General features: G+C 59.7%; 27 protein-coding genes and 4 tRNA genes. 10 read left to right on the top strand and 21 right to left on the bottom strand.

Going from position 1 to position 26,299, the window contains the following annotated elements; all coding sequences use genetic code 11:
• Positions 1-3: 3 nt before the first annotated feature.
• From rbsD to ASD70_RS13620, 6 genes are read right to left on the bottom strand one after another with little or no spacing between them, the layout of a single operon-like run.
• Positions 4-408, bottom strand: a complete 405-nt coding sequence (gene rbsD, locus ASD70_RS13595; protein WP_046068911.1) for a D-ribose pyranase — start codon at positions 406-408, stop codon at positions 4-6.
• Positions 405-1,322 carry a ribokinase gene (gene rbsK / locus ASD70_RS13600; protein ID WP_046068912.1) on the bottom strand — a complete coding sequence of 306 codons (918 nt, stop codon included), beginning with the start codon at positions 1,320-1,322 and terminating at the stop codon, positions 405-407. Before rbsK ends, rbsD begins: the two co-directional genes overlap by 4 nt.
• 23 nt (positions 1,323-1,345) lie before the next feature.
• Positions 1,346-2,368, bottom strand: coding sequence for a LacI family DNA-binding transcriptional regulator (locus ASD70_RS13605; RefSeq protein WP_046068913.1), 1,023 nt, complete (start codon positions 2,366-2,368; stop codon positions 1,346-1,348).
• 3 nt (positions 2,369-2,371) lie between these two features.
• Positions 2,372-3,349 (bottom strand): ABC transporter permease, encoded by a 978-nt coding sequence (locus tag ASD70_RS13610; protein ID WP_003192502.1) that lies wholly within the window; start codon positions 3,347-3,349, stop codon positions 2,372-2,374.
• Positions 3,346-4,899 (bottom strand): sugar ABC transporter ATP-binding protein, encoded by a 1,554-nt coding sequence (locus ASD70_RS13615; protein WP_056846710.1) that lies wholly within the window; start codon positions 4,897-4,899, stop codon positions 3,346-3,348. Before ASD70_RS13615 ends, ASD70_RS13610 begins: the two co-directional genes overlap by 4 nt.
• A 57-nt stretch (positions 4,900-4,956) precedes the next feature.
• A complete protein-coding gene (locus tag ASD70_RS13620; RefSeq protein WP_046068915.1) occupies positions 4,957-5,916 on the bottom strand; it encodes a sugar ABC transporter substrate-binding protein in 960 nt (319 codons plus the stop codon).
• A 563-nt stretch (positions 5,917-6,479) separates the two neighbouring features.
• Between ASD70_RS13620 and ASD70_RS13630 the strand changes: the two genes are divergently transcribed.
• From ASD70_RS13630 to ASD70_RS13640, 3 genes are all read left to right on the top strand, one after another.
• Entirely contained in the window at positions 6,480-7,568 is a 1,089-nt protein-coding gene (locus ASD70_RS13630) for an asparaginase (protein WP_046068916.1), read from the top strand.
• Between the two features lie 169 nt (positions 7,569-7,737).
• Positions 7,738-7,989, top strand: coding sequence for a DUF1654 domain-containing protein (locus ASD70_RS13635; protein ID WP_231989017.1), 252 nt, complete (start codon positions 7,738-7,740; stop codon positions 7,987-7,989).
• A 4-nt stretch (positions 7,990-7,993) separates the two neighbouring features.
• A complete protein-coding gene (locus ASD70_RS13640; RefSeq protein ID WP_046068918.1) occupies positions 7,994-8,683 on the top strand; it encodes an endonuclease in 690 nt (229 codons plus the stop codon).
• Between the two features lie 31 nt (positions 8,684-8,714).
• Here ASD70_RS13640 and ASD70_RS13645 read toward each other — a convergent pair whose 3' ends face one another.
• Positions 8,715-9,080, bottom strand: coding sequence for an SPOR domain-containing protein (locus ASD70_RS13645; RefSeq protein WP_046068919.1), 366 nt, complete (start codon positions 9,078-9,080; stop codon positions 8,715-8,717).
• 262 nt (positions 9,081-9,342) lie between these two features.
• Here ASD70_RS13645 and csrA point away from each other — a divergent pair, with 262 nt between their 5' ends.
• The 3 genes from csrA (at position 9,343) to ASD70_RS13660 (ending at position 10,385) form a co-directional block, all read left to right on the top strand.
• Positions 9,343-9,537 carry a carbon storage regulator CsrA gene (gene csrA / locus ASD70_RS13650; protein ID WP_003192511.1) on the top strand — a complete coding sequence of 65 codons (195 nt, stop codon included), beginning with the start codon at positions 9,343-9,345 and terminating at the stop codon, positions 9,535-9,537.
• A 209-nt stretch (positions 9,538-9,746) separates the two neighbouring features.
• Positions 9,747-10,007 (top strand): hypothetical protein, encoded by a 261-nt coding sequence (locus tag ASD70_RS13655; RefSeq protein WP_056846712.1) that lies wholly within the window; start codon positions 9,747-9,749, stop codon positions 10,005-10,007.
• Between the two features lie 93 nt (positions 10,008-10,100).
• Entirely contained in the window at positions 10,101-10,385 is a 285-nt protein-coding gene (locus tag ASD70_RS13660; protein ID WP_046072516.1) for a hypothetical protein, read from the top strand.
• 20 nt (positions 10,386-10,405) lie between these two features.
• On the opposite strand, the gene ASD70_RS13665 is transcribed toward ASD70_RS13660, so the two are convergent.
• Positions 10,406-11,083, bottom strand: a complete 678-nt coding sequence (locus ASD70_RS13665) for an HAD family hydrolase (RefSeq protein WP_046068921.1) — start codon at positions 11,081-11,083, stop codon at positions 10,406-10,408.
• 207 nt (positions 11,084-11,290) lie between these two features.
• On the opposite strand from ASD70_RS13665, the gene ASD70_RS13670 reads away from it, so the two are divergent.
• Genes ASD70_RS13670 through ASD70_RS13680 form a run of 3 tightly spaced genes read left to right on the top strand, consistent with a single transcriptional unit; the run spans position 11,291 to position 13,663 of the window.
• Complete coding sequence (locus ASD70_RS13670; protein ID WP_056846713.1) at positions 11,291-11,551, top strand: DUF2790 domain-containing protein; 261 nt, start codon at positions 11,291-11,293, stop codon at positions 11,549-11,551.
• 43 nt (positions 11,552-11,594) lie between these two features.
• Entirely contained in the window at positions 11,595-12,266 is a 672-nt protein-coding gene (locus tag ASD70_RS13675) for a heavy metal response regulator transcription factor (RefSeq protein WP_046068923.1), read from the top strand.
• Positions 12,263-13,663: a heavy metal sensor histidine kinase gene (locus ASD70_RS13680; protein WP_046068924.1), complete on the top strand. Its 1,401-nt coding sequence runs from the start codon at positions 12,263-12,265 to the stop codon at positions 13,661-13,663. Before ASD70_RS13675 ends, ASD70_RS13680 begins: the two co-directional genes overlap by 4 nt.
• A gap of 12 nt (positions 13,664-13,675) precedes the next feature.
• Here ASD70_RS13680 and ASD70_RS13685 read toward each other — a convergent pair whose 3' ends face one another.
• The 5 genes from ASD70_RS13685 to ASD70_RS13705 all read right to left on the bottom strand — a co-directional run bounded on the left by ASD70_RS13685 (position 13,676) and on the right by ASD70_RS13705 (position 17,260).
• Positions 13,676-14,188, bottom strand: coding sequence for an anti-virulence regulator CigR family protein (locus ASD70_RS13685; protein ID WP_046068925.1), 513 nt, complete (start codon positions 14,186-14,188; stop codon positions 13,676-13,678).
• A 72-nt stretch (positions 14,189-14,260) separates the two neighbouring features.
• Positions 14,261-14,875 carry a pyroglutamyl-peptidase I gene (gene pcp / locus ASD70_RS13690; RefSeq protein ID WP_046068926.1) on the bottom strand — a complete coding sequence of 205 codons (615 nt, stop codon included), beginning with the start codon at positions 14,873-14,875 and terminating at the stop codon, positions 14,261-14,263.
• Between the two features lie 7 nt (positions 14,876-14,882).
• The gene (locus ASD70_RS13695; RefSeq protein ID WP_046068927.1) at positions 14,883-15,833 is read right to left on the bottom strand and encodes a DUF979 domain-containing protein; all 951 of its coding nucleotides are present in this window, start codon (positions 15,831-15,833) and stop codon (positions 14,883-14,885) included.
• Positions 15,830-16,546, bottom strand: coding sequence for a DUF969 domain-containing protein (locus tag ASD70_RS13700; RefSeq protein WP_056846714.1), 717 nt, complete (start codon positions 16,544-16,546; stop codon positions 15,830-15,832). The genes ASD70_RS13695 and ASD70_RS13700 overlap by 4 nt, the downstream gene beginning before the upstream one ends.
• 637 nt (positions 16,547-17,183) lie before the next feature.
• A tRNA-Val gene (locus ASD70_RS13705) sits at positions 17,184-17,260 on the bottom strand.
• A 184-nt stretch (positions 17,261-17,444) separates the two neighbouring features.
• Here ASD70_RS13705 and ASD70_RS13710 point away from each other — a divergent pair.
• Entirely contained in the window at positions 17,445-18,728 is a 1,284-nt protein-coding gene (locus ASD70_RS13710; RefSeq protein ID WP_056846715.1) for an NAD(P)/FAD-dependent oxidoreductase, read from the top strand.
• Between the two features lie 65 nt (positions 18,729-18,793).
• Here ASD70_RS13710 and ASD70_RS13715 read toward each other — a convergent pair whose 3' ends face one another.
• The 8 genes from ASD70_RS13715 to ASD70_RS13750 form a co-directional block, all read right to left on the bottom strand.
• Positions 18,794-20,029, bottom strand: a complete 1,236-nt coding sequence (locus tag ASD70_RS13715) for a c-type cytochrome (RefSeq protein ID WP_056846716.1) — start codon at positions 20,027-20,029, stop codon at positions 18,794-18,796.
• A 2-nt stretch (positions 20,030-20,031) separates the two neighbouring features.
• Positions 20,032-20,571, bottom strand: a complete 540-nt coding sequence (locus ASD70_RS13720; protein WP_056846717.1) for a (2Fe-2S)-binding protein — start codon at positions 20,569-20,571, stop codon at positions 20,032-20,034.
• Positions 20,564-23,395 (bottom strand): xanthine dehydrogenase family protein molybdopterin-binding subunit, encoded by a 2,832-nt coding sequence (locus tag ASD70_RS13725; RefSeq protein ID WP_056846718.1) that lies wholly within the window; start codon positions 23,393-23,395, stop codon positions 20,564-20,566. Before ASD70_RS13725 ends, ASD70_RS13720 begins: the two co-directional genes overlap by 8 nt.
• A 415-nt stretch (positions 23,396-23,810) precedes the next feature.
• Positions 23,811-23,887 (bottom strand) — tRNA-Asp (locus ASD70_RS13730).
• Positions 23,888-23,992: 105 nt separating this feature from the next.
• A tRNA-Asp gene (locus ASD70_RS13735) sits at positions 23,993-24,069 on the bottom strand.
• Between the two features lie 54 nt (positions 24,070-24,123).
• Positions 24,124-24,199: transfer RNA gene (locus ASD70_RS13740), tRNA-Val, on the bottom strand.
• Between the two features lie 107 nt (positions 24,200-24,306).
• Positions 24,307-25,071 carry an SDR family oxidoreductase gene (locus ASD70_RS13745; RefSeq protein ID WP_046068931.1) on the bottom strand — a complete coding sequence of 255 codons (765 nt, stop codon included), beginning with the start codon at positions 25,069-25,071 and terminating at the stop codon, positions 24,307-24,309.
• 11 nt (positions 25,072-25,082) lie between these two features.
• A complete protein-coding gene (locus tag ASD70_RS13750; RefSeq protein WP_056846719.1) occupies positions 25,083-26,294 on the bottom strand; it encodes an O-succinylhomoserine sulfhydrylase in 1,212 nt (403 codons plus the stop codon).
• Between the last annotated feature and the right edge of the window lie 5 nt (positions 26,295-26,299).

Genomic DNA, 26,299 nt, shown 5'->3' on the forward strand with positions numbered 1-26,299 from the left:
ACGCTAGAACGTTACGCCGGACACCAGCGCGATATTGCAGTAAGGCTGGCATTCGCCGGTGCGCACAACCGCGCGGGCGTTGCGACTCAGTTGCTTGAACTGATCATGGCTGAGCAGGCGTCGCTCACCCAACGCAGCCTGCTCTGTGAGTGTATTGAGTTCGGTCAGCGCCGGCGGTTGCTTAAGCAGGATTTCTTCGGCCAGCACGTGGCTTTCTACCTGCATTTCGCTCAGCACAATGCGTAATGTGCTGATGAAATCCGGAATGCCCTGGGTCAGCGCCAGGTCGATCAGCTCCACACCGGGAGGTACCGGCAGGCCTGCATCGCCGATGACCAGGATGTCACCATGGCCCAGGGACGCGATCACGCGTGACAGGGCGATATTGAGCAAAGGTGTCTTTTTCATGAGGGCACAAAACCTTGGACGTCGTGCAGCGTAGGAATGGAAGGCTGAGCGCCGTTACGGGTGACCGACAGCGCTGCCGCGACCTGGCCAAAACGAATGGCCTCGGACTCGCTCTTGCCGGCAGCCAGCGCAGCGGCGAAGCCACCGACGAAGGTGTCGCCGGCGGCCGTGGTGTCCACCGCCTTGACCCTCGGCGCGACCAGATGCTCGAAGCTTTTACCATCCGCGAACAGCGCACCCTGGGCGCCCAGGGTGATGATGACTTTACCCGCCCCCGCCTTGATCAGCGCCGTCGCGGCGACCTTGGCGCTGTCGAGCGAGTCCACCGCCACACCGCTCAGGGCGCTGGCCTCACTTTCATTGGGGATCAGGTAGTCGATCGAGGCATACCACTGCGCGGGCAGGGGTCCGCTTGCCGGGGCCGGATTGAGGATGACCGTCTTGCCCAACTCACGACCGCGCTTGAGCGTATAGCCAACGGTGTCCATCGGCACTTCAAGCTGGCAGATGATCACCTCTGCTGCCTGCAGCACAGCGTCGCAGGCTTTCAGAGACTCGGGCGTCAGCTCACCATTGCTACCCGCCACAATGACAATTGCGTTCTGGCTGCTGTCATCCACCACGATCAACGCCACACCACTGGAACCTTCTACGGTGCTCACCGCTTGGCAATCGATGCCTTCCGCCACCAACGCCTCGCGCAACTGACTGCCGTAGGCGTCCGTACCGATGCAACCAATCATCGCAACATCGGCCCCCAGGCGCGCCGACGCGACGGCCTGGTTGGCGCCCTTGCCTCCGGGAACGGTGGAAAAACTCTGGCCGACCAGGGTTTCACCGGCACGCGGCAAGCGACTGGCGCGGGTGACCAGGTCCATGTTCAAGCTGCCTACTACCACTACTTTTGCTGGCATACATCAGTACTCATCAATTCGGTTCAGCGGTATTGGGCGAACACACCGGCCAGTGGCGCCGTTGACTCACGCAAAACAATACTCGGCGTCACGATACGTTGATCGATCGGCAGTTGGGGTGTTGCTATTCGTTGCAGTAACAACTCGGCCGCCGTCTCGCCCAGTTGCAGGATCGACTGCCCGACCGTGGTCAGCGCCGGGTAGACGTAGCGACCCATCTGGATGTCGTCGAAGCCGATCACCGACAACTCGCCTGGCACGCGGATATTACGTTCAGCGGCGGCACGCAGCACGCCAAAACCGATCATGTCGTTGCTGGCGAAGATCGCACTGGGCGGGTTCTCCGACAGCAACTGCACCGCCGCGGCGTAACCTCCGGTGCTGGTAAAATCGCTTTCCAGGATGCGATTGGCCAGCACCTCGACGCCGGCCTCACGCAATGCACGCTGGTAGCCCGCAAGCCGCATCTGCGCCACGCGGGTATGCCCCGGGCCGCCGATACAGGCAATGTCCCGATGCCCCAACTCCAGCAAGTGCCGTGTCGCGAGGTAAGCGCCCTCTTCGTGATCAATGCGCACCAGATCGACATCGATGCCATCCAGCGCCCGGTCGACAATTACCATGGGCGTGCGCACCGCACTCAAGCCGGCGGCAAGGCCACTGTCATCACCACCTACCGACGTCACGATCAAGCCGTCGACGCGCTTTTCCAGCAGTACGCGCAAGTAACTGCGCTGCTTTTCAGCGTCGTCATCGGAGTTGCAGAGGATCACGCAGTAACCATTACGCTCGCAGTAATCCTCGATGCCGCGGGCCAGCTCCGCAAAATACGGGTTGAGGCTGTTGGGCACCAGCAAGCCGATGGTGGCCGTGGTCTTGGCCTTGAGCGAACGTGCTACGGCGCTGGGCACGTAGTCCAATTGCTTGATCGCCGCCTCCACCTTAATGCGTACCGGCTCGCTGACCGGGCGCGTCTTGTTCACCACATGGGACACCGTGGTGTAGGAAATGCCTGCAAGCGCTGCCACATCCTTGATCGTTGCCATGGTTCAGCCCCGCCGACTGGCGCGCTGGCTGCGGTAAGTATCGAGGACGACGGCGATCACGATCACTGCACCGGTAATGATGCGTTTCGTGGGTTCCGTTGCGCCGATCTGCGCCAGGCCGGCAGCCAGGACCGAAATGATCAACACCCCGAAGAACGTACTGATGACCGAACCGCGCCCGCCCATCAGGCTGGTGCCGCCAATCACCACGGCGGCGATCACTTGCAGTTCCAGGCCCGAACCGGCATTCGGGTCCGCCGCTTCCAGACGCGAAATCTGGAACAGCGCCGCCACGCCGGCCAGCAGGCCCATCAGGCTGAACACCAGGATCTTGTAGGGCTTGGGATTGATACCAGCCAGGCGCACCGCCTCTTCGTTGGTGCCGATACCGATCAGGTAACGCCCGAATACAGTACGGGTCAGCACCAACTGGGCCGCAATGATCACCAGCAGCGCGATGATGAACGAAGGGGAAATACCGAAGGCAATCGGGTTGGACAGCCAGGCAAACGAGTCACCGATATAGGCGGTGCGCGAACCGGTCATCTGGTAGGCCACGCCGCGAGCCATCTCCAGCACACCCAGGGACACGATAAATGACGGAATGCGCCAGGCCACGGTGATAGAGCCGGTGATAGTACCGGCCAATGCGGCGCAGCCCATGCCCAGCAACGCGGCGGGCAGCACGCTCCAGCCCCAGCCAAGAATCGCCACGCTGACCGCCGACGCCGCCAATGCCAGCACGGAACCTACCGACAGGTCGATGCCGCCGATGATCAGGATGAAGGTCATGCCTACCGCCAGCACCATCAGGTCCGGAATCTGGTTGGCCAGGGTGCTGAAGGTGTCATAGGACAGGAAGTGGTCGCTGAGCACAGAGAACAGCGCAATCATCGCCAGCAAAGCACCCGCCAGGCCCAGGTAAGTACCCAGGCCATAGAAGTTGCCGCCAGTCTTACCGGGGGAAATGCTTGTTTTCATGGGGTATTCCTAGGCGCTGCTTCATTGAGCAGCGCATCACGTTTCTGATAGCCGGCAAAGGCGGCGGCGAGCAATTCGTCCTGGGTCCAGCTGTCACGCTCGAAAGTCTGGATCAGGCGCCCGGCGGACAACACACCGATGCGGTCACAGATCAGCATCAGTTCGCGCAGGTCACTGGACACCACCACCAGCGCCTTGCCCTGGCGCGTCAGTTCGCCGAGCAAGGCATAAATGTCGAACTTGGCGCCGACGTCGATACCTCGGGTCGGCTCATCGAACAGCATCACCGAACAGTCGCGCTCCAGCCAACGGCCGATCACCACCTTCTGTTGGTTGCCCCCCGACAGCTCGGAGACCAATTGCGCCGGGCTGGAACTGCGGATCCGCATGGCGTCGATCTGGCGCTTGGCCAAGGCAGTTTCATCGCGGCTATTGACCAGGCCGCCACCGGAGATTTCCGGCATGTTACCCAGGGCGATATTGGCGCTGATGGACTGGGTCAGCAGCAGGCCCTCGCCTTTGCGGTCTTCGGTGATCAGGGCAATGCCGTGACCGACCGCGTCCACCGGCGAGCGGATACTCACCACCTTGGCCGGCGAGCCCAGGGCCACGGTGCCGCTGTCGGCCAGGTCGGCGCCGAAGATCAGGCGGAGCAATTCGGTGCGACCGGCGCCGATCAAGCCGGAGATGCCATAGATCTCGCCAGCTCGCACTGCAAATGAGACGTCGCGAACCTTGTCCGAGCGGCTCAGGCCGGTCACGGTCAAGGCCGGGGCACCGATCGTACGTGGACCCAGGTCGATGTGTTCGCCTAACTCGCGACCGACCATCAAGGTCACCAGCTGCTCGCTGTTGTAATTGGCCATCGGCTCGACGCAGACCAGCTTGCCGTCGCGCAATACCGCAATGCGCTGGGCGACACGGGCCAGCTCTTCCAGCCGGTGCGAAATATAAATGATCGCCACGCCCCGGGCCTGCAGGCGGGTGATTTGCTCAAACAGCATTTCGACTTCACGGGCGGTGAGCATGGCCGTGGGTTCGTCGAGGATCAGCACATGACAGTCGCCAATCAGGTTACGGGCAATCTCGACCATTTGCTGATGACCAATGCCCAGGCTGCCAACCAGCGTATCCGGGTCGATCGCGTCCAGGCCGACCTGGGCCATGGCTTCGATCGCAGCCTTGCGCAGTTGTTTGCGGCTGATCCAGCCACAGCTGCTCGGCAGGTTGTCCAGAAACAGGTTTTCAGCCACCGTCAGCGTCGGCAGCAGGTTGAGTTCCTGCATGACCATGCGTACGCCCAAGGCTTCGGCCTGGGTGCGGCTGGCGGGGCAGTAATCCTGACCGTTGAACTGCATGTGCCCGGTAGTTGGTGTGACCAGGCCGCCGATGATCTTCGACAAGGTACTTTTGCCTGCGCCGTTCTCACCGGTCAGCGCCAGCACTTCCCCGCGATTGAGCGTCAGGGTGATGTCGGACAGAACCGGCTGGGCATAGGTCTTACCGATACCGCTGACCGAGAGGACAGCGTTCGGGGCGGAAGATGACATAGGAAAATCTCCAGGCGCCCGCTCAGGACGAGCGAGCGCTGTTGGGTACCGCCAGGATTACTTCTTGAGGACGAGTTCGACCGGGGTTTCGATCACGCCATCTTTGGCATCGACCTTTTCACCCTTGACCAGCTTCAGCGCGTTCTGGATACCGAACACCGCTTGCTGGGCTGCGGCCTGGTCGGCAGTCGCGAGCACACGCCCGTCCTGCAGCATCGGCTTGATGGCTTCAATGTTGTCGTAGCCTACGACCAGCACCTTGCCAGCCTTGCCAGCGGCACGTACGGCAGAAACAGCGCCCAGGGCCATGTTGTCGTTACCGGCCAACAGGGCCTTGAGGTCGGGGTGTTCGCTCAGCATCGCCGACGCAACTTTCTGGCCCTGGTCGATTTCCCAATTACCGGATTGGGTGGAAACGATCTTCATGCCTGCGGCGTCCATTGCATCCTTGTAGCCTGCGGTACGCTGCTGGGCGTTGGTAGTGGTCGGTACGCCTTCGATGATGCCAACCTTGTCACCCGCAGAAAGTTGCTTGGCCAGGTAGTCGCCCACCAGCTTGGAGCCTTTGCGGTTGTCCGGGCCTACGAAAGGAATATCGAGGTTTTTGCTTTTGAGTACGTCAGGGTCAAGGCGGTTGTCGATGTTGACGACCTTGATGCCAGCGTCAGAGGCTTTTTTCAGTACGTTGGCCAGCGCTTTGGAATCGGCGGGCGCGATCACAATGGCGTTGACCTTGGAATTGATCATTTCATTGACGATGGCAATCTGTGCGCTGGTGTCGGTTTCGTTCTTGATACCGTTGGTAATCATGTCGAAATCGGCGGCGTGATCTTTCTGATAAGCCTTTGCACCCTCTTGCATCGTGACGAAGAATTCATTGGCAAGGGATTTCATCACCAGGCCGACTTTGGGTTTGGCGGCGGCGTCTTCAGCAAATGCAGAGGAGAGAGGTAAAGCGGCGGATGCGGCAGCAAGCACAGCGACAGCAAGAAGACGTCCAGCAAATGGCAGCTTCATGGGTTCACTCCGATCTTATGATTATTGTGAGCAACGCTTGCGCCGAAGACCCTTCGGTAGCCTCCCACCTGGGTGGCCGATACGAGTTGTCACGGTACTCGAGGAGAGTGCTGTGAAACATCTCGCAAACGTTTGCGTTGAACAAACTATGAGAACCTTGTCGGGATTTGTCAACGGTAGAAAACAAGCCTTTCATCCAGCTCTCCAGCACTGGCTACTTCACCGAAGCCACTGATACGTTTAAGCAAAGCCCTTTACCGAATAACCCCTGAAACGACAGATGATGCTTGCCGAAGCCGTACGAGTCGCCAAGATAATCCATACAGCTTTCGGACAACCGAACACCACAGCCCTGCATCGTTCGGAAAGCCGGACGAAGCGTCGCACCAGCAATCTTAAATTCCGACAAAATTTGTTCTAAATCAATACGTTAAATTAAAACAGCAGGCACCATCAGTCTGGTACGAATCCTGCTCTTTCCCAGCACCCTGCGGCGCTCAGAACCGCCCGGGTGTTCTAGATGAACCTGCTACAGCACTCATCAAAAACCAGAGAGAAAAATAATGACATCTGCACTGAAGAACTTTGTCCCGGGCGCCCTCGCGCTCCTGCTGCTGTTCCCCCTTGCCGCCCAGGCAAAAGAAGTTGAAACCAAGACTAAATTGTCCAACGTGGTCATCCTGGCCACAGGCGGCACCATCGCCGGCGCCGGCGCCAGTGCCGCCAATAGCGCTACCTACCAGGCCGCCAAGGTCGGCATCGAACAACTGATTGCCGGCGTTCCTGAGCTTGGCCAGATCGCCAATGTGCGCGGCGAGCAGGTGATGCAAATTGCCTCGGAAAGCATCAACAACGAAAACCTGCTGCAACTGGGCCGTCGCGTCGCCGAACTGGCCGACAGCAAGGACGTGGATGGTATCGTGATCACCCACGGCACCGACACCCTTGAAGAAACCGCCTACTTCCTGAACCTGGTGGAGAAAACCGACAAGCCTATCGTGGTGGTCGGTTCCATGCGCCCAGGCACCGCCATGTCGGCGGACGGCATGCTCAACCTGTACAACGCGGTTGCTGTCGCCGGCAGCAAGGATGCACGGGGCAAAGGCGTACTGGTCACCATGAACGACGAGATCCAATCGGGTCGCGACGTGAGCAAGATGATCAACATCAAGACAGAGGCATTCAAGAGCCCATGGGGTCCGCTGGGCATGGTTGTTGAAGGCAAATCCTACTGGTTCCGCCTGCCGGCCAAGCGTCACACCATGGATTCCGAATTCGATATCAAGACCATCAAGAGCCTGCCCGATGTCGAAATTGCCTACGGTTATGGCAACGTGAGCGACACCGCCGTCAAGGCACTGGCCCAGGCTGGCGCCAAGGCCATCATCCATGCCGGTACCGGCAATGGCTCGGTATCGGCCAAGGTGGTCCCTGCCCTGCAGGAACTGCGCAAGCAAGGCGTGCAGATCATTCGCTCTTCCCACGTGAATGCCGGCGGTTTCGTCCTGCGTAACGCGGAACAACCAGACGACAAATATGACTGGGTTGCTGCCCATGACCTGAACCCGCAGAAAGCCCGGATCCTGGCAATGGTCGCCCTGACCAAGACCCAGGACAGCAAGGAACTGCAACGGATGTTCTGGGAATACTGATTCCTGATGATCTACCTGTAGGAGCGAGTTTGCTCCTACAGCCCTCCTCCCTCCGCACTTCAACAAATTCCCTTAATCGCTGTCAGACCAACTTCTTGAAATTTAAGCAGTTGCGAAATCGCCTACATTTAAATACTGTATGTGCGTACAGCCTATTAAGGAATGCTCCGTGGCAAAGCCCTCGTCCGCAGTACCCGCATCGCCTGACGCCTACCAGCGCCTGGCCATTCGCGTGCAAAAAATCATCAATTCGACCAACGCCCAGAAAGCCAAGGCAGCCTTGATCTTCCGTTTACCCGATGAGCCGGAGGACGAGTGGCAGCGTCTTCTGGAAGAAATTGCTGAAAACGACAATGTCACCCTGGCCTATCGGGATGACGGCGGCGTGCAGATTTTCTGGGTTGTGCCGAAGGAAGATTGATTGAATGAGTGCCCGCTTTATTGCCCTGTGCTGTCTGTTTTTTACCATCACCGCCCACGCCCAAGCCCCTCGAACCTTCAGCGAAGCCAAGAAAATTGCCTGGAAGCTCTACGCCCCGCAATCCACCGAGTTCTACTGCGGGTGTAAGTACACGGGTAATCGTGTGGACCTGAAAGCCTGTGGCTACATCCCACGCAAAAACGCCAACCGCGCTGCGCGCATCGAGTGGGAACACATCGTGCCTGCCTGGCAAATCGGGCATCAGCGCCAATGTTGGCAAAGTGGCGGGCGAAAAAACTGCACGCGCCACGACGAGGTGTTCAAACGCGCCGAGGCTGACCTGCACAACCTGGTGCCGAGCATCGGCGAAGTGAATGGCGACCGTAACAACTTCAGCTTTGGCTGGCTGCCGATACAAAGCGGGCAGTACGGCTCATGCCTGACCCAGGTGGATTTCAAGGCCAAGAAGGTCATGCCGCGCCCGTCCATTCGTGGAATGATCGCACGCACGTATTTTTATATGAGCAAGCAGTACGGTCTGCGGCTGTCGAAGCAGGACCGGCAACTGTATGAAGCCTGGAACAAGACCTATCCGGTGCAGACCTGGGAGCGCCAGCGCAACCAGACAGTGGCTTGTGTGATGGGACGCGGCAACGAGTTTGTCGGCCCGGTGAACCTTAAGGCCTGCGGCTGAATGTGGGCGGGGCTGCCGCCCACTCAGGCCCTTACTGCGCGACCTTGTGTTCGATGATCTCCGACACCGTATCGGTTTTCTTGGCCCTCGCCATCTTTTCGTTAAGCAACGCCTGCCTGGCTTCTGCCTCCGCTTTGGTGGCGAACGGGCCCAGCCGCACTTCATCCTTGCCATCGACCTTCACGATGTAAAAACTGAAACCATGCTCCAGCAACCAGGCGGTCAGGTCAGTGATCGCCTGCAGCTTGTGGTCCGGCGGGCCGACCCATAGATCCCATTCTTGAGCGGCAATCGCACCGGTTTGTGGCAGGCTTTCGGTCACGGCAGGCTTGGCCTTGGGGGCATCGACCGATTTACCTTCACCGCATCCGGCCAACGCCAACACCACAATTGCCATCGCTACTTTACGCACTGCCCTGCTCCTTTGAGGATCAAAGAGGCGACTTTACCATTCACTGTCTATTCTGGCCGTCATAAACGTTGGCTTAAACAATGCGAATGATGTATCGCGACCTGTATGATGCCGCCATGGGAATTAATGTCGCCTCTATGCGTCCTAAAAGAGGCAGTCACAGGGAAGCGCTTCGCAGTAAGCTACACACATCCGACACCTGCCCTGTCTGAAACATGTGTCCTTAAAAGTAATCAAGGAGAAGTCCATGCTTATACTCACCCGCAAAGTCGGTGAAAGCATAAACATCGGTGATGACATTACGATCACCATCCTGGGCGTTAGCGGCCAGCAAGTACGAATCGGCATCAACGCTCCCAAGGACGTTGCCGTGCATCGCGAGGAAATTTACCAGCGCATCCAGGCGGGCCTGACTGCGCCCGACAAAAACCAGACACCTTGAAACGCCTCAGTAGCCAGCCTTTTCGTTCACTGTAACGGCTGGCGAAAACCCGATCGGCCTGCTCGCGCTTTCCTGCGTGACCAGCGCGCCCTTTGCATACCTCTTCGCCGCAAAATGAAACTGTCAGCGTACCTGGAACTTGTCGAACTATTCGCAGCCCAATTTGTGACGCTTTTTCCTGCCATCCGAGTGCATTCAGGAGCACGTCGATGAGGCCAGCCGCGACGCCCCCACTTGTTACCCGCTCCTGGATGATTGCCCTGCTGATCGGCTTGGTTTTCCTCGCGCTCGGGTATGGGCTGAGAGTGGAAGCTGAACGGGCCTTTCCCGATGACCACGGCTGGCTGGACTTGACACTTTTGCTGTTTGGCTACTTGCTGGTGTTCTGCCTCAAACCCATGCAAAAGGTTATTTTGCGCAAGTTGTGTCAACGCGCAGCTCAACGCGCACACCAGCAAACCCTGCGCTGAACACCGCTGCCTGCTATCGGATCGCCGGTATTTACAGTTGAGCAACAAGACCTATGCTTGGGCATGCACGGTCAGTCAAAGGTGCAGAATCAGATGGACACGCTCAGCAAATCCCAAATCGAAAAAGCCTTGGCAGATCGCCTGCCCAGCTACACGGTTGAGTGCACCCTGCATGCCGACGGTACCTTGTCAGCCGTTCTCAGCGGCCCCGAAACCGATCATTTTGCGATTACCGGAATCGTGCGGGCGCATCATCGCGGCACTGATGCCATCAACCGGCTCGCCACAGAGATACTCAGGGAAATGGTGCTGTCGCGTCAGGGAATGAAAAGCAGCCGGTTGCTAGCAGTTGCCTGCACAGAAGGCCGAGCCCGGTGAAGGCTCGGCCTTTCTGTGCATTAAGGTGTCAACGGATGAACGCAAAGCAAGCCATCATCGTCGCGTAGCGCCCGCAACTTGCTGTACCCCTCGATACAAGCATGCTCAGTCACCATCGGCGTCAGGTGCGCAGAGGTCACGACCATGATATCCGCCCCCGCCGCCTCCCCCGCCCGAATGCCCACCGTGGCGTCCTCGAATACCAGGCAGTCTTGCACCGGCACGCCCAGGCGCTGGGCACCCAGCACATAACAGGCCGGATCTGGCTTGCCGCTCGCCACATCTTCGGCCGTCACGAATACTTCCGGCACCGGAATGCCTGCCGCTTGCAGTCGGCGCATCGCCAACGCCTTTGGAGCAGAGGTGACCAGCGCCCATTGATCGATGGGCAAGCCCTTCAAAAACTCTACAGCGCCAGGAATCGCAACAACCCCTTCCACGTCATTCAACTCAGCTTCGGTGATCCACCGGGCTTCCACCTCGGGATCGACACCCGGCAACGCTTGACGCTTGATCGTATCAATCGCGCGGGCGCCATGAATAGTGCCCAGGAACGCCTCCACGTCCAGGCCATGACGTTCCGCCCAGATGCTCCATACCCGCTCGGCCGCAGCGATGGAGTTAAGCAGCGTCCCGTCCATGTCGAACAGGAAGGCGCGATAGCGCCGGGTAAACACAGTTGGATTCGGGATGGACACTACGCGGCTTCCTCAAGAGCTGGACCCCTGCAATCTACGGATCACCTTCACGCTTGTAAACGCTGAGCCCCCTCAAACCGCCCACGTATCGGTCTCACGTCAAGAATGACGAACTTGTCATGATCCTGTTGGTTGGCTGTTGGGATCGCCTGGTTACCGTGAGCTCACTGCCACTGCGGCAGCCAATCCGTAACGAGAGATACCACCATGAAACTGTTTACCCTCGCTTTTGCCGCCCTGCTCACCACCGGCTCGGCGTTTGCTGCCGCCACGGTCCCTGCCTCCAACGTCATTCATGACAAGACCGGCTTCTTCGTGCACCTGGATGTCGCCAAGGTAGTGTCGAGTACCGACACCTACGGCCAGTGCGGGGTCGTACCGGCGCAATTGCGTTACCTGGATCACCAGGGACGCGAACACGTGCTGGATTACCAGGTCCAGGGCATCGGTTGCGCCAGTGACAATTGATCGGGCTACACTGGCGCCACTTATTGAAGCAGGGGCATCTGCCATGAACATCCTCGTAGTCGAAGACGAACCCAAGGCCGGCAATTACCTGCTCAACGGCCTGCAGGAGCTGGGCCACTCTGTAAGCCTGGCCCGCGATGGCGTGGATGGTTTGCACCAGGCCCTGGAGACGCCCTTCGACGTGATTGTGCTGGACGTGATGATGCCGAAGATGGACGGCTGGGAAGTGCTGCGCCGCCTGCGTAAAGAAGCCGATACGCCGGTGCTGTTCCTCACCGCCCGGGATGATATTGCCGACCGCATCAAAGGCCTGGAACTGGGTGCCGACGACTACTTGATCAAGCCCTTCTCCTTCGCCGAGCTGGTCGCACGCCTGCGTACCCTCAACCGCCGCGGCCCCAGCCGCGAGGAAGAACAGCTGCACATCGCCGACCTGCACATTGACGTGCTCAAGCGTCGTGTCACCCGTGCCGGCACGCGCATTACCCTGACCAATAAGGAATTCGCCCTGCTGCACCTGTTCGCCACGCACCAGGACCAGGTGCTGTCCCGCTCGTTGATCGCCTCGCGGGTCTGGGACATGAACTTCGACAGCGACACCAACGTAGTGGATGTGGCCGTCAGACGCCTGCGCCTGAAAATCGACGACCCGTTCCAACTCAAGCTGATCCACAGCGTGCGGGGCATTGGCTACCGCTTCGATACCCAGCCATGAACCATCATCGCCACTATTCCCTGACCCTGCGCCTGGCACTGATCTTCGCCTTGCTCGCCTTCGCCTTGCTGGCAACCCTGGGCGTGACATTGTACCGCGAGCTGGAGCGTGAACTGATCAAGCGTGACGACGCCGCGCTGATCTCGCGCGCCAACCAACTGCGCAACCTGCTTAATGACGGCAACACCCTGGAGCTGATCAAGTCCAAACCGCAGCTGTTCCAGAACATGCTGGGCAACAGTGAGTCGGTATTGAGCATCGCCGCACCCGGGCAGCAAGCGTTATTGCTGGTGAACCCTGGCAACATCAAGATTCCCCCGGTATCGCCCGTGACGAAAGACCATGCGCTCGGACTTGCCGATGTGCAGCATTTCCTCGATGTGAACGGCGTGCCGTTCGCCACCGTAGCGGCGTCCATCGATACCGGTGACCTGGGCAGCCTGCAAGTCACCGTCGGGCGCCTGATGGCCGAACGCACGAGCATGCTCGCGCGTTATCGCTTGAACGTGTTCATCCTGGCCAGCATCGCAGCGGTGATCCTCGCCTTGGTCGGTTATGTGCTGGTACACCGTGGGTTGCTGCCGTTGCGGCGTCTGGCCAGCCATGCACAGGGCATCGGCGTCAGTAACCTGGCCGAACGCCTCGACAGCCACGGCGCTCCCAAAGAACTGCTGCCGATGATTGATTCCTTCAACACCATGCTTGAACGGCTGGCCAAAGGTTTTATCCAGCTGGGCCAGGTCTCCACCGATATGGCCCACGAGCTGCGTACCCCCATCAACAACTTGCTCGGTGAAACCCAGGTCGCTCTGCAACAGAGCCGCAGCATGGAGAGTTACCAACAACTGCTGGCCTCTAACGTCGAAGAGCTCGAACGCTTGGCGCGGATGCTCGATAACATGTTGTTCCTGGCCCGTACCGACCCTGCCAGCGCCTTGCGCCAACGCCAGGAGCTGGACGCAGCGGATGAGGTGGAACGCATCGCAGATTATTTCGAGGGGTTGGCCGGTGATGTGGGCATGCACATCGTTGGCTTGGGCGAAGGCGTGATCTGGGCTGAACCGATGCTACTGCGCCGGGCCCTGGCAAATCTGTGTGCCAATGCCATCAAATATGGCGCGCCGAACACCGAGCTTAATATTCAGGCAATTCCGACGACCGAAGGGATCCGCCTTAGGGTCAGCAACTACGGCCAAACCATTGCCGCCGAGCATTTGCCCAGGTTGTTCGAACGCTTTTACCGGGTGGATGAATCCCGCGGGTGTTCGTCCCAGTCCAACGGGTTGGGACTGTCGATTGTGGCGACCATCATGCAGTTGCATAACGGCCGCTATGGGGTTACCAGTGAGGGCGGCGTGACGTGCTTTGAATTGTTTTTTCCAAAGCGCAACGCGTGACAGCTCGCCCACTCAATCCAAGGCCCCGTTCAGCACCTCGTAGATGATACCGGTGGCAATGGCCACCAAGATCAAGTCGGTTCCCGCTTGCTGCCATTCATAACCATCGTAATGGGGCAAGCGTCCCAACAGGCGGCCGTCGAGCTTCTTGGCGATACCGGGTGGCAGCGGCTTGCCACGCGCCAGATTCTTCTGGATACCTGGTGGCAATGCAGGCCCCGGGCTCCAGTAATCGCGATAGCCGCCCAACACATTAAGTACGCTCCCTCGGTCAACGCTTGGGCCATGACCACCCGACGCGCCCTTGCCTCCGGGTTTGTCATAGCCCTGTCCTACCGGGTTATTGCCTTTGTTATTGCCCTGCCCCTTCCCTCCCGGGTTATTAGCCTTGTTATTACCCTGACCCTGTCCCCCCTGGTTATTACCTTGGCCCTTGCCATTACCGGGATCAGCCAGGGCAAGACCGCTACCCGCAAACAGCGCGAGGGACAACGCGACAGACACGAACTTCGGGCACTTGATCATGATGGTTTTCCAAGGTGGATACGCTTGTGAACTATAGCCGAAGTTGCCCCACCTATATGCGCAGCCTAGCCGTCAACTCACCTGCCCACCTGTTTCCACCACATCGGCCTGGATGAGCCAAGCCGTAGAGACCGCCAGCCGCAAGCCTTCAACCAGGGAAGGCTGGCCCGCTGGCGGCAAGCTCGGCACATGGACAAACCCACTGCGCACCCCGGTGCCGGCCAGCCGATGCTGCAAAAGATAAAACACTTGGTTGCACACGAAGGTCCCCGCCGTTTGCGAAACCGCTGCGGCAACACCCGCCTCGCGTAGCGCCTTGACCATGGCCTTGATCGGCAACGTCGAGAAGTACGCAGCCGGGCCATCGACCACCACCGCAGTATCAATCGGTTGTTGCCCGAGGTTGTCAGGGATGCGCGCGTCGTTGATATTGATCGCCACCCGCTCGATGGACATCTCACTGCGCCCAGGTGCCAGGCCGGTAGCAATCACCATCGCCGGGCTCAACTCGTTTATCAGTTGGGCCAGGTACGTGCCTGCGGTGGCAAATGCGCACGGCAAGCAACGCGCGACAATCTGCACACCCTCGGCCACTTGCACGCCATCGAGCTGTCGCGCCGCCTCCCAGGAGGGGTTCACCAAGTCGTTATCAAAGGGCTCGAAGCCCGTCAGCAGCACCGTTTGCATTTGAGCCTCACATCAACAGATAAAGCAGCACGATATTGACCACCAGCATCATCAGCGCCGTGGGTATCTGGGCCTTGATCACCGCGTTTTTATCAGGCAGCTCCAATAAGGCTGCCGGTACGATGTTGAAGTTGGCCGCCATCGGCGTCATCAGCGTACCGCAGTAGCCGGAAAACATGCCGATCGCCGCCATCACCGCGGGGTTGCCGCCATAAATCCCCACCAGTACCGGCACGCCGACGCCCCCTGTCATTACCGGGAACGCCGCGAAGCCATTACCCATGATCACGGTAAACAAGGCCATGCCCAGCACATACACCATCACCGCCACCAACTTGTAATCCAGGTTGATATAAGTGGTGGTGACGTGGGCGACAGCGGTGCCCACCCCGGCTTCATTGAACAGCAAGCCGAGCATCGCCAGCATCTGCGGCAGCACCATCGCCCAGCCCAACGCCTCGGTCAGGCGGCGCGATTCGCGCAAAGCTTGTACCGGCGTATCGCGGGTCAGCCAGCAGGCCAGGCCGAGGGCAATCAGGCAGCCGATGCCGAGGGACACAAAAGTGGTGTTCTTCGGGTCCAGCAGCGGTACACCGCCGATTTCAGTGTGCTTGAGCAATACCGAGCCAATCACCGTGGTCAGCGGGATCGCCAATGCCGGGATAAACAACTTGTGGCCCAGGCGCCCGGCACTGGCGCGGGACGCCTTGTCGTGCAATTCGGCGTGCTGGCCACGACCCACACCGCCCAGGCCTGCGATCAATGCCATCACCACCACACCGACCCCGATCACCACCGAAGGCAGGCGCTCCCCCACCAGGAACGGTATGGCGAACAACAGCCAGAACAGCGCGCTGGACCAGCGCTTGGGATGGGAACGATCGAGCAGGATCATGCCCGCGGTGATCAGCAACAGCACACCGGCCAGCCAGTACAGGTATTGAATGGAAATGATCATTGCGCAGCCTCCACCGGGGCGGTGGCCGGGCTCATCTCTCGGGTCAGGCGTCGATCAAAACGATGCAGGCGGATAGCGTGAATGATGAAGGCACAGATCGCCGTGGGAATGCCCCATACCGCAATGTGCAACGGCTCCACATCAATGCCCGAGCCCAACAGGAAGGTATGCATCAACGCAATGGCACCGAAGGCGACAAAAATGTCTTCTCCAAAAAACAGCCCAACGTTGTCGGTGGCCGCGCACATGGCCAATACCTTATGCCGCAGCTTGTCCGGCAGCTTGCCGTAGCGTTTTTCCGCCGCGCCTTCGGCCATCGGCGCCAACAGCGGTCGCACCATTTGCGGATGCCCACCCAGGCTGGTCAGCCCCATGGCGGCCGTGGATTCACGCACAAACAGATAAATGATCAGCAAACGCCCAACCGTGGCGCGCTCGAAGCGGGCGATCCAGTTCTGCGCATGCAGGCGCAGGCCATGGCGCTCCAACAGGCCGATCACCGCCAGCGGCAGTAATAGAATCAATTGCAGGGCACGGGTCTGGAGGAAGCCATCGCCCATGGTGGCGAGAATTTTTTCCAGCGGGAACTGGGCGGCGAACCCAGTGGCGATGGCGGCCGCAGTGACCACCAACAGCGGATTGAAGCGCAATACAAAGCCGACCACGATGACAAGTACGCCGATCAACGGCCATAAGTTCACAACTGTTTGCATGGCGGAGAGGTCCTTTAGTGCGCGCTGCGGCGCCATTACAGCAGGATGTGGGCAAAGGGCTCACAGCTTGAAAGTGGCGTGCAGTCGGCTCGGTTTTTTATTGTTGACCCGGAAGGTCGAGCGTCTGTGGCGGCAACTTTGCTGCCTGGGGACGGGGGGTGTCCAACAAGAAAAATTGTTGCTGCAAACCAATAATTTTTGTGGGGGATGGCAACGCGCAATCGGGCGCCATGGGAAGGTTCAACCCAGGCTTATAGGGAAAAGGTCGCGTAGATGATCCGACGAGGCACTCACCATCGGTTCAGCCGTATGAATTCCCAAACAGGATCTATACTCCATGATGCAGCTGTGTGTACCTGCAGTTCGTTCACGGTGTTATGCCGACAATGAGGGCTCGCGCTATGTATGCCGGACAAATGAGTAACAGGGCAACAACGATTGGCGAGATACGCTGCCAGATGGTCGCCCAGATAATTTGCCTGCTGTCGGTGGCTACGCTGTTCTGCTGACCCACCCTTCAAACCTGAAAGAACGCCGTGAGGCGTCTGAGGGTGCCCATTGCCCAAATTTCAGGCAACAAAAAAGGGCCCACCTTTCGGTGAGCCCTTCTAGACCGCCCAGCAGAGCGGATTTTGTTTGGTAGGCGCGATTGGACTCGAACCAACGACCCCCACCATGTCAAGGTGGTGCTCTAACCAACTGAGCTACGTGCCTGCTGTGAGGCGGCATTCTACGGAATTCCGGAGGGGTGTCAACATCTTTTTTGCAGCTAAGCCTATGAATATGCGAATTTTTTATTTGCGCCGGGCACGCCTGTGATTTTCCGGTGGCTGGCAGGCAATTTTCAACTCAGGTAGGATCGCCGCACTCGTAAAAAATATAAAACAGAGGTTCCAGGATGGCGAACACCCCCTACCCCCAGTCGTATTACGCCGCTTCCGCCAATGCAGTTCCACCTCGCCCGACACTGCAAGGTGAAGTCGAAACCGATGTGTGCGTGATTGGTGCCGGCTATACCGGGCTTTCGAGCGCGCTGTTCCTGCTGGAGAACGGCTTTCGCGTGACAGTCCTGGAAGCAGCCAAGGTCGGCTTTGGTGCCTCAGGCCGTAATGGTGGGCAGATCGTCAACAGCTACAGCCGCGATATCGATGTGATCGAGCGCAGTGTCGGCCCTAAGCAAGCGCAACTGCTCGGGCAGATGGCTTTTGAAGGCGGCAGGATCATTCGCGAGCGCGTAGCCAAGTACCAGATCCAGTGCGACTTGAAGGACGGAGGTGTGTTCGCCGCACTCAACAGTAAGCACATGGGCCACCTGGAGTCGCAGAAGCGCCTGTGGGAGCGCTACGGCCATACGCAACTGGAGTTACTGGACGAACGCCGCATCCGCGCGGCGGTGGCCTGTGACAACTATGTCGGCGGCTTGCTGGATATGAGCGGCGGGCACATCCACCCGCTCAACCTGGCGCTGGGCGAAGCGGCAGCCGTTGAGTCCCTGGGCGGTACGATCTATGAGCAATCGGCTGCGGTGCGCATCGAGCGCGGTGCCAACCCCGTGGTGCACACCGCCGAAGGCAGGGTCAGGGCCAAATTCATCATAGTCGCAGGCAACGCCTACCTGGGGAACCTGGTGCCGGAGCTGGCGGCCAAATCGATGCCGTGTGGCACGCAGGTGATCACCACCGCACCACTGGGCGACGAATTGGCCAAGACCTTGTTGCCGCAGGATTACTGCGTCGAGGACTGCAACTACCTGCTCGACTACTACCGCCTCACCAGCGACAAGCGCCTGATCTTCGGCGGCGGCGTGGTGTATGGCGCTAGGGACCCGGCGAATATCGAAGCAATCATCCGACCGAAAATGCTCAAGGCGTTCCCGCAGTTGAAGGATGTGAAGATCGATTACGCCTGGACCGGCAACTTCCTGCTGACGCTGTCGCGACTGCCGCAGGTCGGCCGCCTTGGCGACAACATCTATTATTCACAAGGCTGCAGCGGCCATGGCGTGACGTACACGCACCTGGCAGGCAAGGTGCTGGCAGAAGCGCTAAGAGGTCAGGCAGAGCGTTTTGATGCGTTTGCCGACCTGCCGCACTACCCGTTCCCAGGTGGGCAGCTGTTGCGCACGCCATTTGCGGCGCTGGGGGCTTGGTATTACGGACTGCGTGATAAGTTCGGAATGTAGACACACATCCAGTGTGAGAGCGACTTGCCCGCTCCCACACTGGCTGAGCGCTTTCTACGCTGGCGTCAATGCGCCTTGTGTTCGACGGACGGCGCCTGGGCTTGCAGCTTCTGCACATCGCTGACGGCCAGCTCAGCCGATTGGCCGCCCCAGCCCTGACGCAGGTAGTTGAGCAGATCGGTGAGCTGTTGCGCACTGAGCTTTCCGGCGAACCCCGGCATCGGTTGCATGTGCTCGAAGCCGGAAAACTTCTGCTCGCCAATACCGTCCTCGATCACTCGCAGCAGGTTGCGCGGGTCTTCCAGACGCAGCGTGGTGTTGCCGCGCATGGCCACCGCGATGTGGGGTTTGCCGTCACCACCCGCAGCATGGCAACCCGCGCAGACGTTCAGGTATTCCTGACGACCGCGCTGAGCGCTCGGGCTGAGTTTATCCATCGGTACTTCGACCAGCGCTTTGGCTGCCGGCGGTTTATCGCCCAGCAGGAACGTCGCCATCGCTGCCAGATCCAGATCGCTCAAGCCCTGGGTGCTGTTATGGAACACCGGGAACATCTCGTTGAACATCGTGCCTTGGGCACTCATGCCGTGCTTGAGGAATGTGGCCAGGTCCTGCTCATTCCAGCCGCGAGCCGCCAGGTCAGTGGCGAGCAGGCTCGGCGCCAGATAACCATTGAGAATGCCGCCGGTCAGGCGCTTGTCCAATTGCATCGCACCCGGCAGGCCGCGAGGTGTGTGGCATTCGCCGCAATGACCGAGTACCTCGACCATGTACTGGCCGCGTTTCCAGGCGTCGCTCTTGCCTTCGGCTGGCTCCAGTTCCAGGGCTTTGCCGTACAGCAGGTTCCAGCCGATCAGGCCCAGGCGCACGTTGAATGGAAAGCTCAGGCGGGTCTCTGGCGCTGCGCGTTCTATGGGCTCGATAGTTTTCAGGTACGCATGAATCGCGTCCGAATCCTCACGGGGCATCAGGTGGTACGAGGTGTATGGCATCGCCGGATACAAATGCGCACCGTCGCGACGCTTGCCTTCGGTCAGCGCCGCAAAGAACTCCTCATCGCTGTACAAACCGATGCCGTGCGCTTTGCTCGGTGTGATATTGGTGCCATAGATCGTGCCAAACGGCGAGACGATAGGTAGGCCGCCCGCAAATGGCGCGCCGCCCGGTGCCGTGTGGCACGCCATGCAGTCAGCTGCGCGGGTGAGGTATTCACCGCGCTTGACCTGATCATCGGCATGGGCAAACAACACCGGCGCAGCCAGGCCGACCGCCAGGGTCAGGCGGGTCAGAAATAGCTTCATGTCTAACCCTCCTTGACCAGGCCGAGATCGTTCAGCACGTTGCGGGTGGCGTTGTAGTAACGCACGTACCCGGTGCACCGGCAGATGTGATGTCCCAGGCTGTCTTCGATAACCTGCTCCAGCTGGCTTTGCACAATCGGCTGGCGTTGCAGCTTTTCCACCAGCACCGTTGCCGCGTTGACGAAGCCCGGTGCGCAGTAGCTGCACTGGAACGCGAACTCATCGACGAAGCGCTGCTGGATCGGATTCAGCTCTGTGACCTGCCCCGACTCGTCGCGCTTGGCGTGAGATTCGATGGTGCGCACTTTCTTGCCTTCGAAGTAATGCGCGCCAGTGATACAAGTACGCACTTCTTCGCTGGTGCCGTCCGGGTTGTCGACGATCACCACGCAAGCGTGGCAAATACCCTGGCCGCAGCCTAGACGCGAGCCGGTGAGGTTTTTGTATTCGTGCAGGTAATCGATCATCGGCAGGTCATCAGGGATGTCCACCGGGCCGACGGATTGACCATTGAGGATCAGTTGAAGCGGACGGTCAGCCATTGAGGGCCTCCTTGATGCGCGCAGCCGTAATTGGCAGGTCGCGAACACGTTTACCGATGGCATGCGCCACGGCATTACCGATGGCCCCGACGATCGGGATCATCACCACTTCAGCGATCCCCTTGGACGGGTCGCTTGGCGACAGCGCCGGCAGAATCTCCGACGTTTGCTTCCACACGGCTACGTGACGCGCCATCGGCAGACGGTAACGGTTGAAGTTCCAGTCGCCCTCCCCCGGCCCGCCTTCGTACAGCGGCATTTCTTCCATCAACGCATGACCGATGCCCATGGCGACACCGCCCTCAAGCTGACCTTTGACCAACTCCTCAACCAACACGCGACCGCACTCGATCCACGAATGGTGATTGAGCACTTCGACCTGCGCCGAGCCCTTGTTGACCTTCAACTCGACCAATGTGGCCACCGGGCTGTAGTAAGTCACGGCAGCGTTGTTCAACTGCGTCGCGGGGTAGCTGATGTTCTGGCGATCCAACAGGTGGAAACCGGCGCTGCTCATCAGCGCTTGCTTGGCTTTCGGTGCACCGTCGCCGTACTTCACCGCCAAACCGTCGAGGGGCAGGCGCTCGCGCACGCCGTCGATGCTGTATTCAGCCTCTGCCCAGCTCCAGCGGTTGAACCCGTGAACCGTGGCAGCGGTGACCAGGCCACGCTCGTGGGCGTGCTTGGCCAACACCTCAAAGCTCAACGGCTGCATGCCGTTGGCGGTGAGCTTGCCGTCGACCCAATGCGCATCTTCACGGCGTACCACATAGGGGTTGGCCTGGCCGCCGAACGGCCCCTGCCGCCAGATCTCCAGCGCCGCCGGCCACAAACCGTGGTTGAACAGCACGCGTGCCGCTTCACGGGTGGCGTGGCTGAAGTAGTACGCCGAGTTGGTGGCCGAAGACGCCGAAGCGAGCTTGCCAACCCACCGCGGGTTACGCAGCAGGTTGTCCTGCTCGGCCTGGCTCATGATGTAAGGGTTGCCGCTGGTGATCAGCTGCATCTCCTTCCATTCGGTTTCGCCGGTCTTCACCTCGTGTGCCGGGCTGCCGAGGAAATCAGCGACCACCAGCGACTGCGAGGTAGACATGCCGGTGCCGATTTCGATACCGATATGGCGCAGGCTGATGCGACCGTCTGCGTTGAATTCGATACTGGCCATCGGCGCTTCGGAACCGGTGCCGAAGTCTTTCTGGCAGATGGCGAAACCGACGCCGTACCAGTTGTCCGGGTCAGCGGCTTCGCGTTGTTTCTTGATCGCGTCACGGTTCTTCCACACGTCGTGCACAGCGGCCTTGTCGAGAATTTCGTGCAGGCGCAAGGCACCGGCAGGAATGGCGCCCTGGGTGTTCTTCATGCCCGAACGCAGGGCATTCTTGCGACGCAGCTCGATGGCATCCACACCGAGGCGACCGGCGATTTCGTCGACCATCATTTCCGTCGCAGCCATGCTCTGCAGAGTGCCGTACCCCCGCATCGAACCGGCTTCAACGCCCCGCGAGTGATAGGCGGTGACTTGCAGATCGTTCTGCGGCATGTAGTAGATCGATTGCGCAGCCGTGGCGCCTACTGCGGCGACCGATGGGCTGTAGTTAATCCGCCCACCGCCGTCGACGCTCATGTCAGCCAGGAAGATCTTGAAGCTGTGGTCGTTCTTGTCGACAGCCAACTGGTAGCGGATGTCGAACGAGTGACGCTTGATGCCGCTCTGGAACTGCTCGTAACGGTCATTGGCCAGACGCACCGGCACACCACCGCCATACAATGCGGCGAGGGCGGCGTAGTAGACAAAAATATTGTGGTCTTTTGAGCCGTAACCCACGGTATAACCGGGGTGCATGTTCAGGTTGGCCAGACCGAAGCGCGACGGCGAGATCATTTTTGCGGTCTCGGTCGCAACTTCCAATGGGCACTGGGTGGCCACTACGAAGTGCAGGGTCTTGGTCGCTGGATCGTACCAACCGTTGCCGTTATCCGGCTCCATGGCGGCCGGTTCGATAGACGGGGTTTTGTAGCGCTCGTCGAACACCAGCCAGTTGTCGGGCGGCGTGTTGATCTGGCTCTTCATGCGGTCGGCGTAGAACAGACCACGCTCGGTCAGGTTGCCGTGCAGGTTCGGCTGGGAATTCCACACCGGGCGCCGGTTTTTCAGCATCGGGAACAGGATCGAATCCTTGAGGCTGGCGAATTCATCCTTATCGGCCGAGGTCGGGCCGCCAACGCGCACATAGCGGAAGCTCCCGTACGGGTCGCCTTCGTAATACGGCACTTTGGCACCGTAACGAATCGCCTTGTCATTGAACTTGAGTTTGTTTTTTGCCTGACGGAACCGCTCGAAATCGTTCCAGATCAGGATCGCCACCGGATGACCGATGAACATCGGCACCTTGCCTTCTGGCAACAGTGGATCCGGAGCATGTTCTTCCGGGAACACGATACCGTCGTTGTCCAGGTCGGCAGCGGTAACAACACGGTCCGGCTGCAGGTCGGCGCCGAGCCACGCCAGGTCGTAGCCCGCATAGATATGGTCGGCCTTGGTAGTCTTGAGCAGCATGGCGTGACCTTGCTGCGCAGGCCAGCCGGGCATGTCCTTGGAACGAATGTCGCGAGCGAAGACTTTGCTGCCGCAGACTTTCGACAAGGCATCGTTACGCTGGCGCGCCTTGCCGTTATTGCCCAGCCACTTTTCGGAGGGCACGGTGACGCTGTTTTCCATCAAGGCTGCCAGCGCCTGGGTGCTGAGCGGCGTGAGCGTGACGCTCACGCCCGCCACCAGCCCGCCCTGGAGGAACGAGCGCCGGGTTATTTCACGGTTGGACATGGATCATCCTCTGAGCGGTTATACATCCGCCCTTATGGTTAAGTGCAGCTAATCTGGAGACTTGCAGAAGCCTTTCTGGACGAACTAAAAGGCCATGATGACAGTGCAAAGTTGACCGAAGGGTTAACTTTAAAGGTTTCTGCGCCTGCGGCAAATAACCACATGGAAATTTTTTGACACAACAATGCAAAACGGCCGACAAGATCGATACGATCTGTCGGCCGTTTGCCTGTTAATGCGAGATATTGGCGTAGCTCAAGAGATTGGGCGTTCGCTGCTGCGAACACGATGGTGAGGTTTTACAAACGCCAGACACAAAAAACCCCGGTCTTTCGACCAGGGTCTTTGCTATCGGATCAAGTCAGCCGGTGGCTTTCTTGTGCTTCAAGGCGTTCAGTGGGCCTTGAGGCAGATATGGCGCAGCGGACGGGACTCGAACCCGCGACCCCCGGCGTGACAGGCCGGTATTCTAACCGACTGAACTACCGCTGCGTATCGCTTGGCTGATTGAGCGTAAAGCCTCAACCACCTTTAAACATCTGATCGATCAACCTGGGTTGTTCAATCTCAAGCCCGATACATCGAACCTGGAAAATATGGCGCAGCGGACGGGACTCGAACCCGCGACCCCCGGCGTGACAGGCCGGTATTCTAACCGACTGAACTACCGCTGCGCGTCGGTGCAACCTTAACGTTGCGTCTTGCCCTGGAGCAAAACTCTCAAGAAGTGGTGGGTGATGACGGGATCGAACCGCCGACCCTCTGCTTGTAAGGCAGATGCTCTCCCAGCTGAGCTAATCACCCTTTGCTTCGTTGAGGCCGCGAAATTTACGCAGGTAGCGGACCTAAGTCAATAGCCTGCTTGAAGTTTTTCTGAAAAAGACAAAATCACTTCAAGACAGCTAACCGCCCTACTCGCTGTAAATCATCTTCTTACTCATGCCACCGTCCACCACAAACTCTTGCCCGGTGACAAACCCGGCCTGACGCGACAACAACCAGGCTACCATCGCCGCCACGTCCTCTACCGTGCCCACCCTGCCCGCAGGGTGCTGGGCATGATCGGCGTCGGTGAGCGGCTCGGCACGGCGCGCAGCAGGATCACGCGCATCGATCCAGCCGGGGCTGACCGCATTGACCCGCACTTCCGGGCCCAGGCTCATGGCCAAGGCGTGGGTCAGGGCCAGCAGGCCACCCTTGCTCGCCGCATAGGCTTCGGTGTCCGGCTCCGATTGACGGGCCCGGGTCGACGCCAGGTTGACGATGGCACCGCCGTGGGCGCGCAGGTAAGGTGCACAATGCTTGGCCAGCAGCATCGGCCCGCTGAGGTTCACCGCCAGTACGCGATTCCAGTGGGCCAGATCGAGGCTTTCCAGGGTGATATTGCGCGGATCGGCCACTGCCGCATTGCATACCAGCGCATCCAGGCGCCCGAACTGCCCCAGCACCTCGGCGACACCCTGGGCGACTTGCTTCTCGTCGGCCACATCCATGGTGATGAACCAGGCATTCTCGCCCAGCACCTTGGACACCTTGGAACCGCGCTCGCGGTCCAGGTCAGTCAATACCACCTGCCAGCCTTCGCTGATCAGCCACGCGGCAATACCGAGGCCAATGCCGCGCGCCGCCCCCGTTACCAGCGCAACGCGCCCGTTAGTGGCCGCTGCAGCCTCCATAGACCACTCGATCACAAGGCCGCCAACCCGCGGGCCAGGTCTGCCTGCAAGTCAGCGACATCTTCCAGGCCCACCGCGATGCGGATCAGGCTGTCACGGATACCGGCGGCTTCACGCTCCTGCGGCGCCAGGCGCCCGTGGGAGGTGGTGCTCGGGTGAGTGATGGTGGTCTTGCTGTCGCCCAGGTTGGCAGTGATGGAAATCAGGCGCGTCGCATCGATAAAGCGCCAGGCGCCGTCTTTGCCGCCCTTCACTTCAAAGCTCACTACCGCGCCGAAACCACGCTGCTGGCGTTGGGCCAATGCATGTTGCGGATGGCTCTTGAGCCCGGCGTAGTGCACTTTCTCGATACCGTCCTGCTGCTCCAGCCACTCGGCCAGGGCCTGAGCATTGGCGCAATGGGCTTTCATGCGCAGGCTGAGGGTTTCCAGGCCCTTGAGGAAGATCCAGGCGTTGAACGGGCTCAGGGTCGGGCCGGCGGTGCGCAGGAAGCCCACCACTTCTTTCATCTGCTCGCTGCGGCCAGCCACCACGCCGCCCATGCAACGACCCTGGCCGTCGATGAACTTGGTCGCCGAATGCACCACGATGTCCGCACCCAGCTTCAACGGCTGCTGCAAGGCCGGGGTGCAGAAGCAGTTGTCGACGATCAGCATAGCGCCCTTGGCGTGGGCGATCTCGGCCAGCGCGGCGATATCTACCAGCTCGGCAAGCGGGTTGGAAGGCGACTCGACGAACAACAGCTTGGTATTGGCCTTGATGGCCGCATCCCAACCGGACAGATCTGCCAGGGGCACGTAGTCCACTTCGATGCCGAAGCGCTTGAAATACTTTTCGAACAGGCTGATGGTCGAGCCAAACACGCTGCGCGATACCAGTACATGGTCGCCAGCGCTGCACAGGCTCATCACCACCGCCAGGATGGCGGCCATGCCGGTGGCGGTCGCCACGGCCTGCTCAGCGCCTTCCAGGGCCGCGATGCGCTCTTCGAACGCACGCACAGTCGGGTTGGTGTAGCGCGAATACACGTTACCCGGCACTTCGCCGGCAAACCGCGCAGCAGCGTCAGCGGCGGTACGGAACACGTAGCTGGAGGTGAAGAACATCGGGTCGCCGTGCTCACCTTCCGGGGTACGGTGCTGGCCGGCGCGCACAGCCAGGGTATCGAAAGCTACGCCATCGAGTTCGCTGTCCAACCGACCGGCATCCCATTCCTGACTCATGCTGC

Origin of the sequence: Pseudomonas sp. Root569 (assembly GCF_001427465.1) — a bacterium.
In the GTDB taxonomy this organism is placed as follows: Bacteria; Pseudomonadota; Gammaproteobacteria; order Pseudomonadales; family Pseudomonadaceae; genus Aquipseudomonas; species Aquipseudomonas synxantha.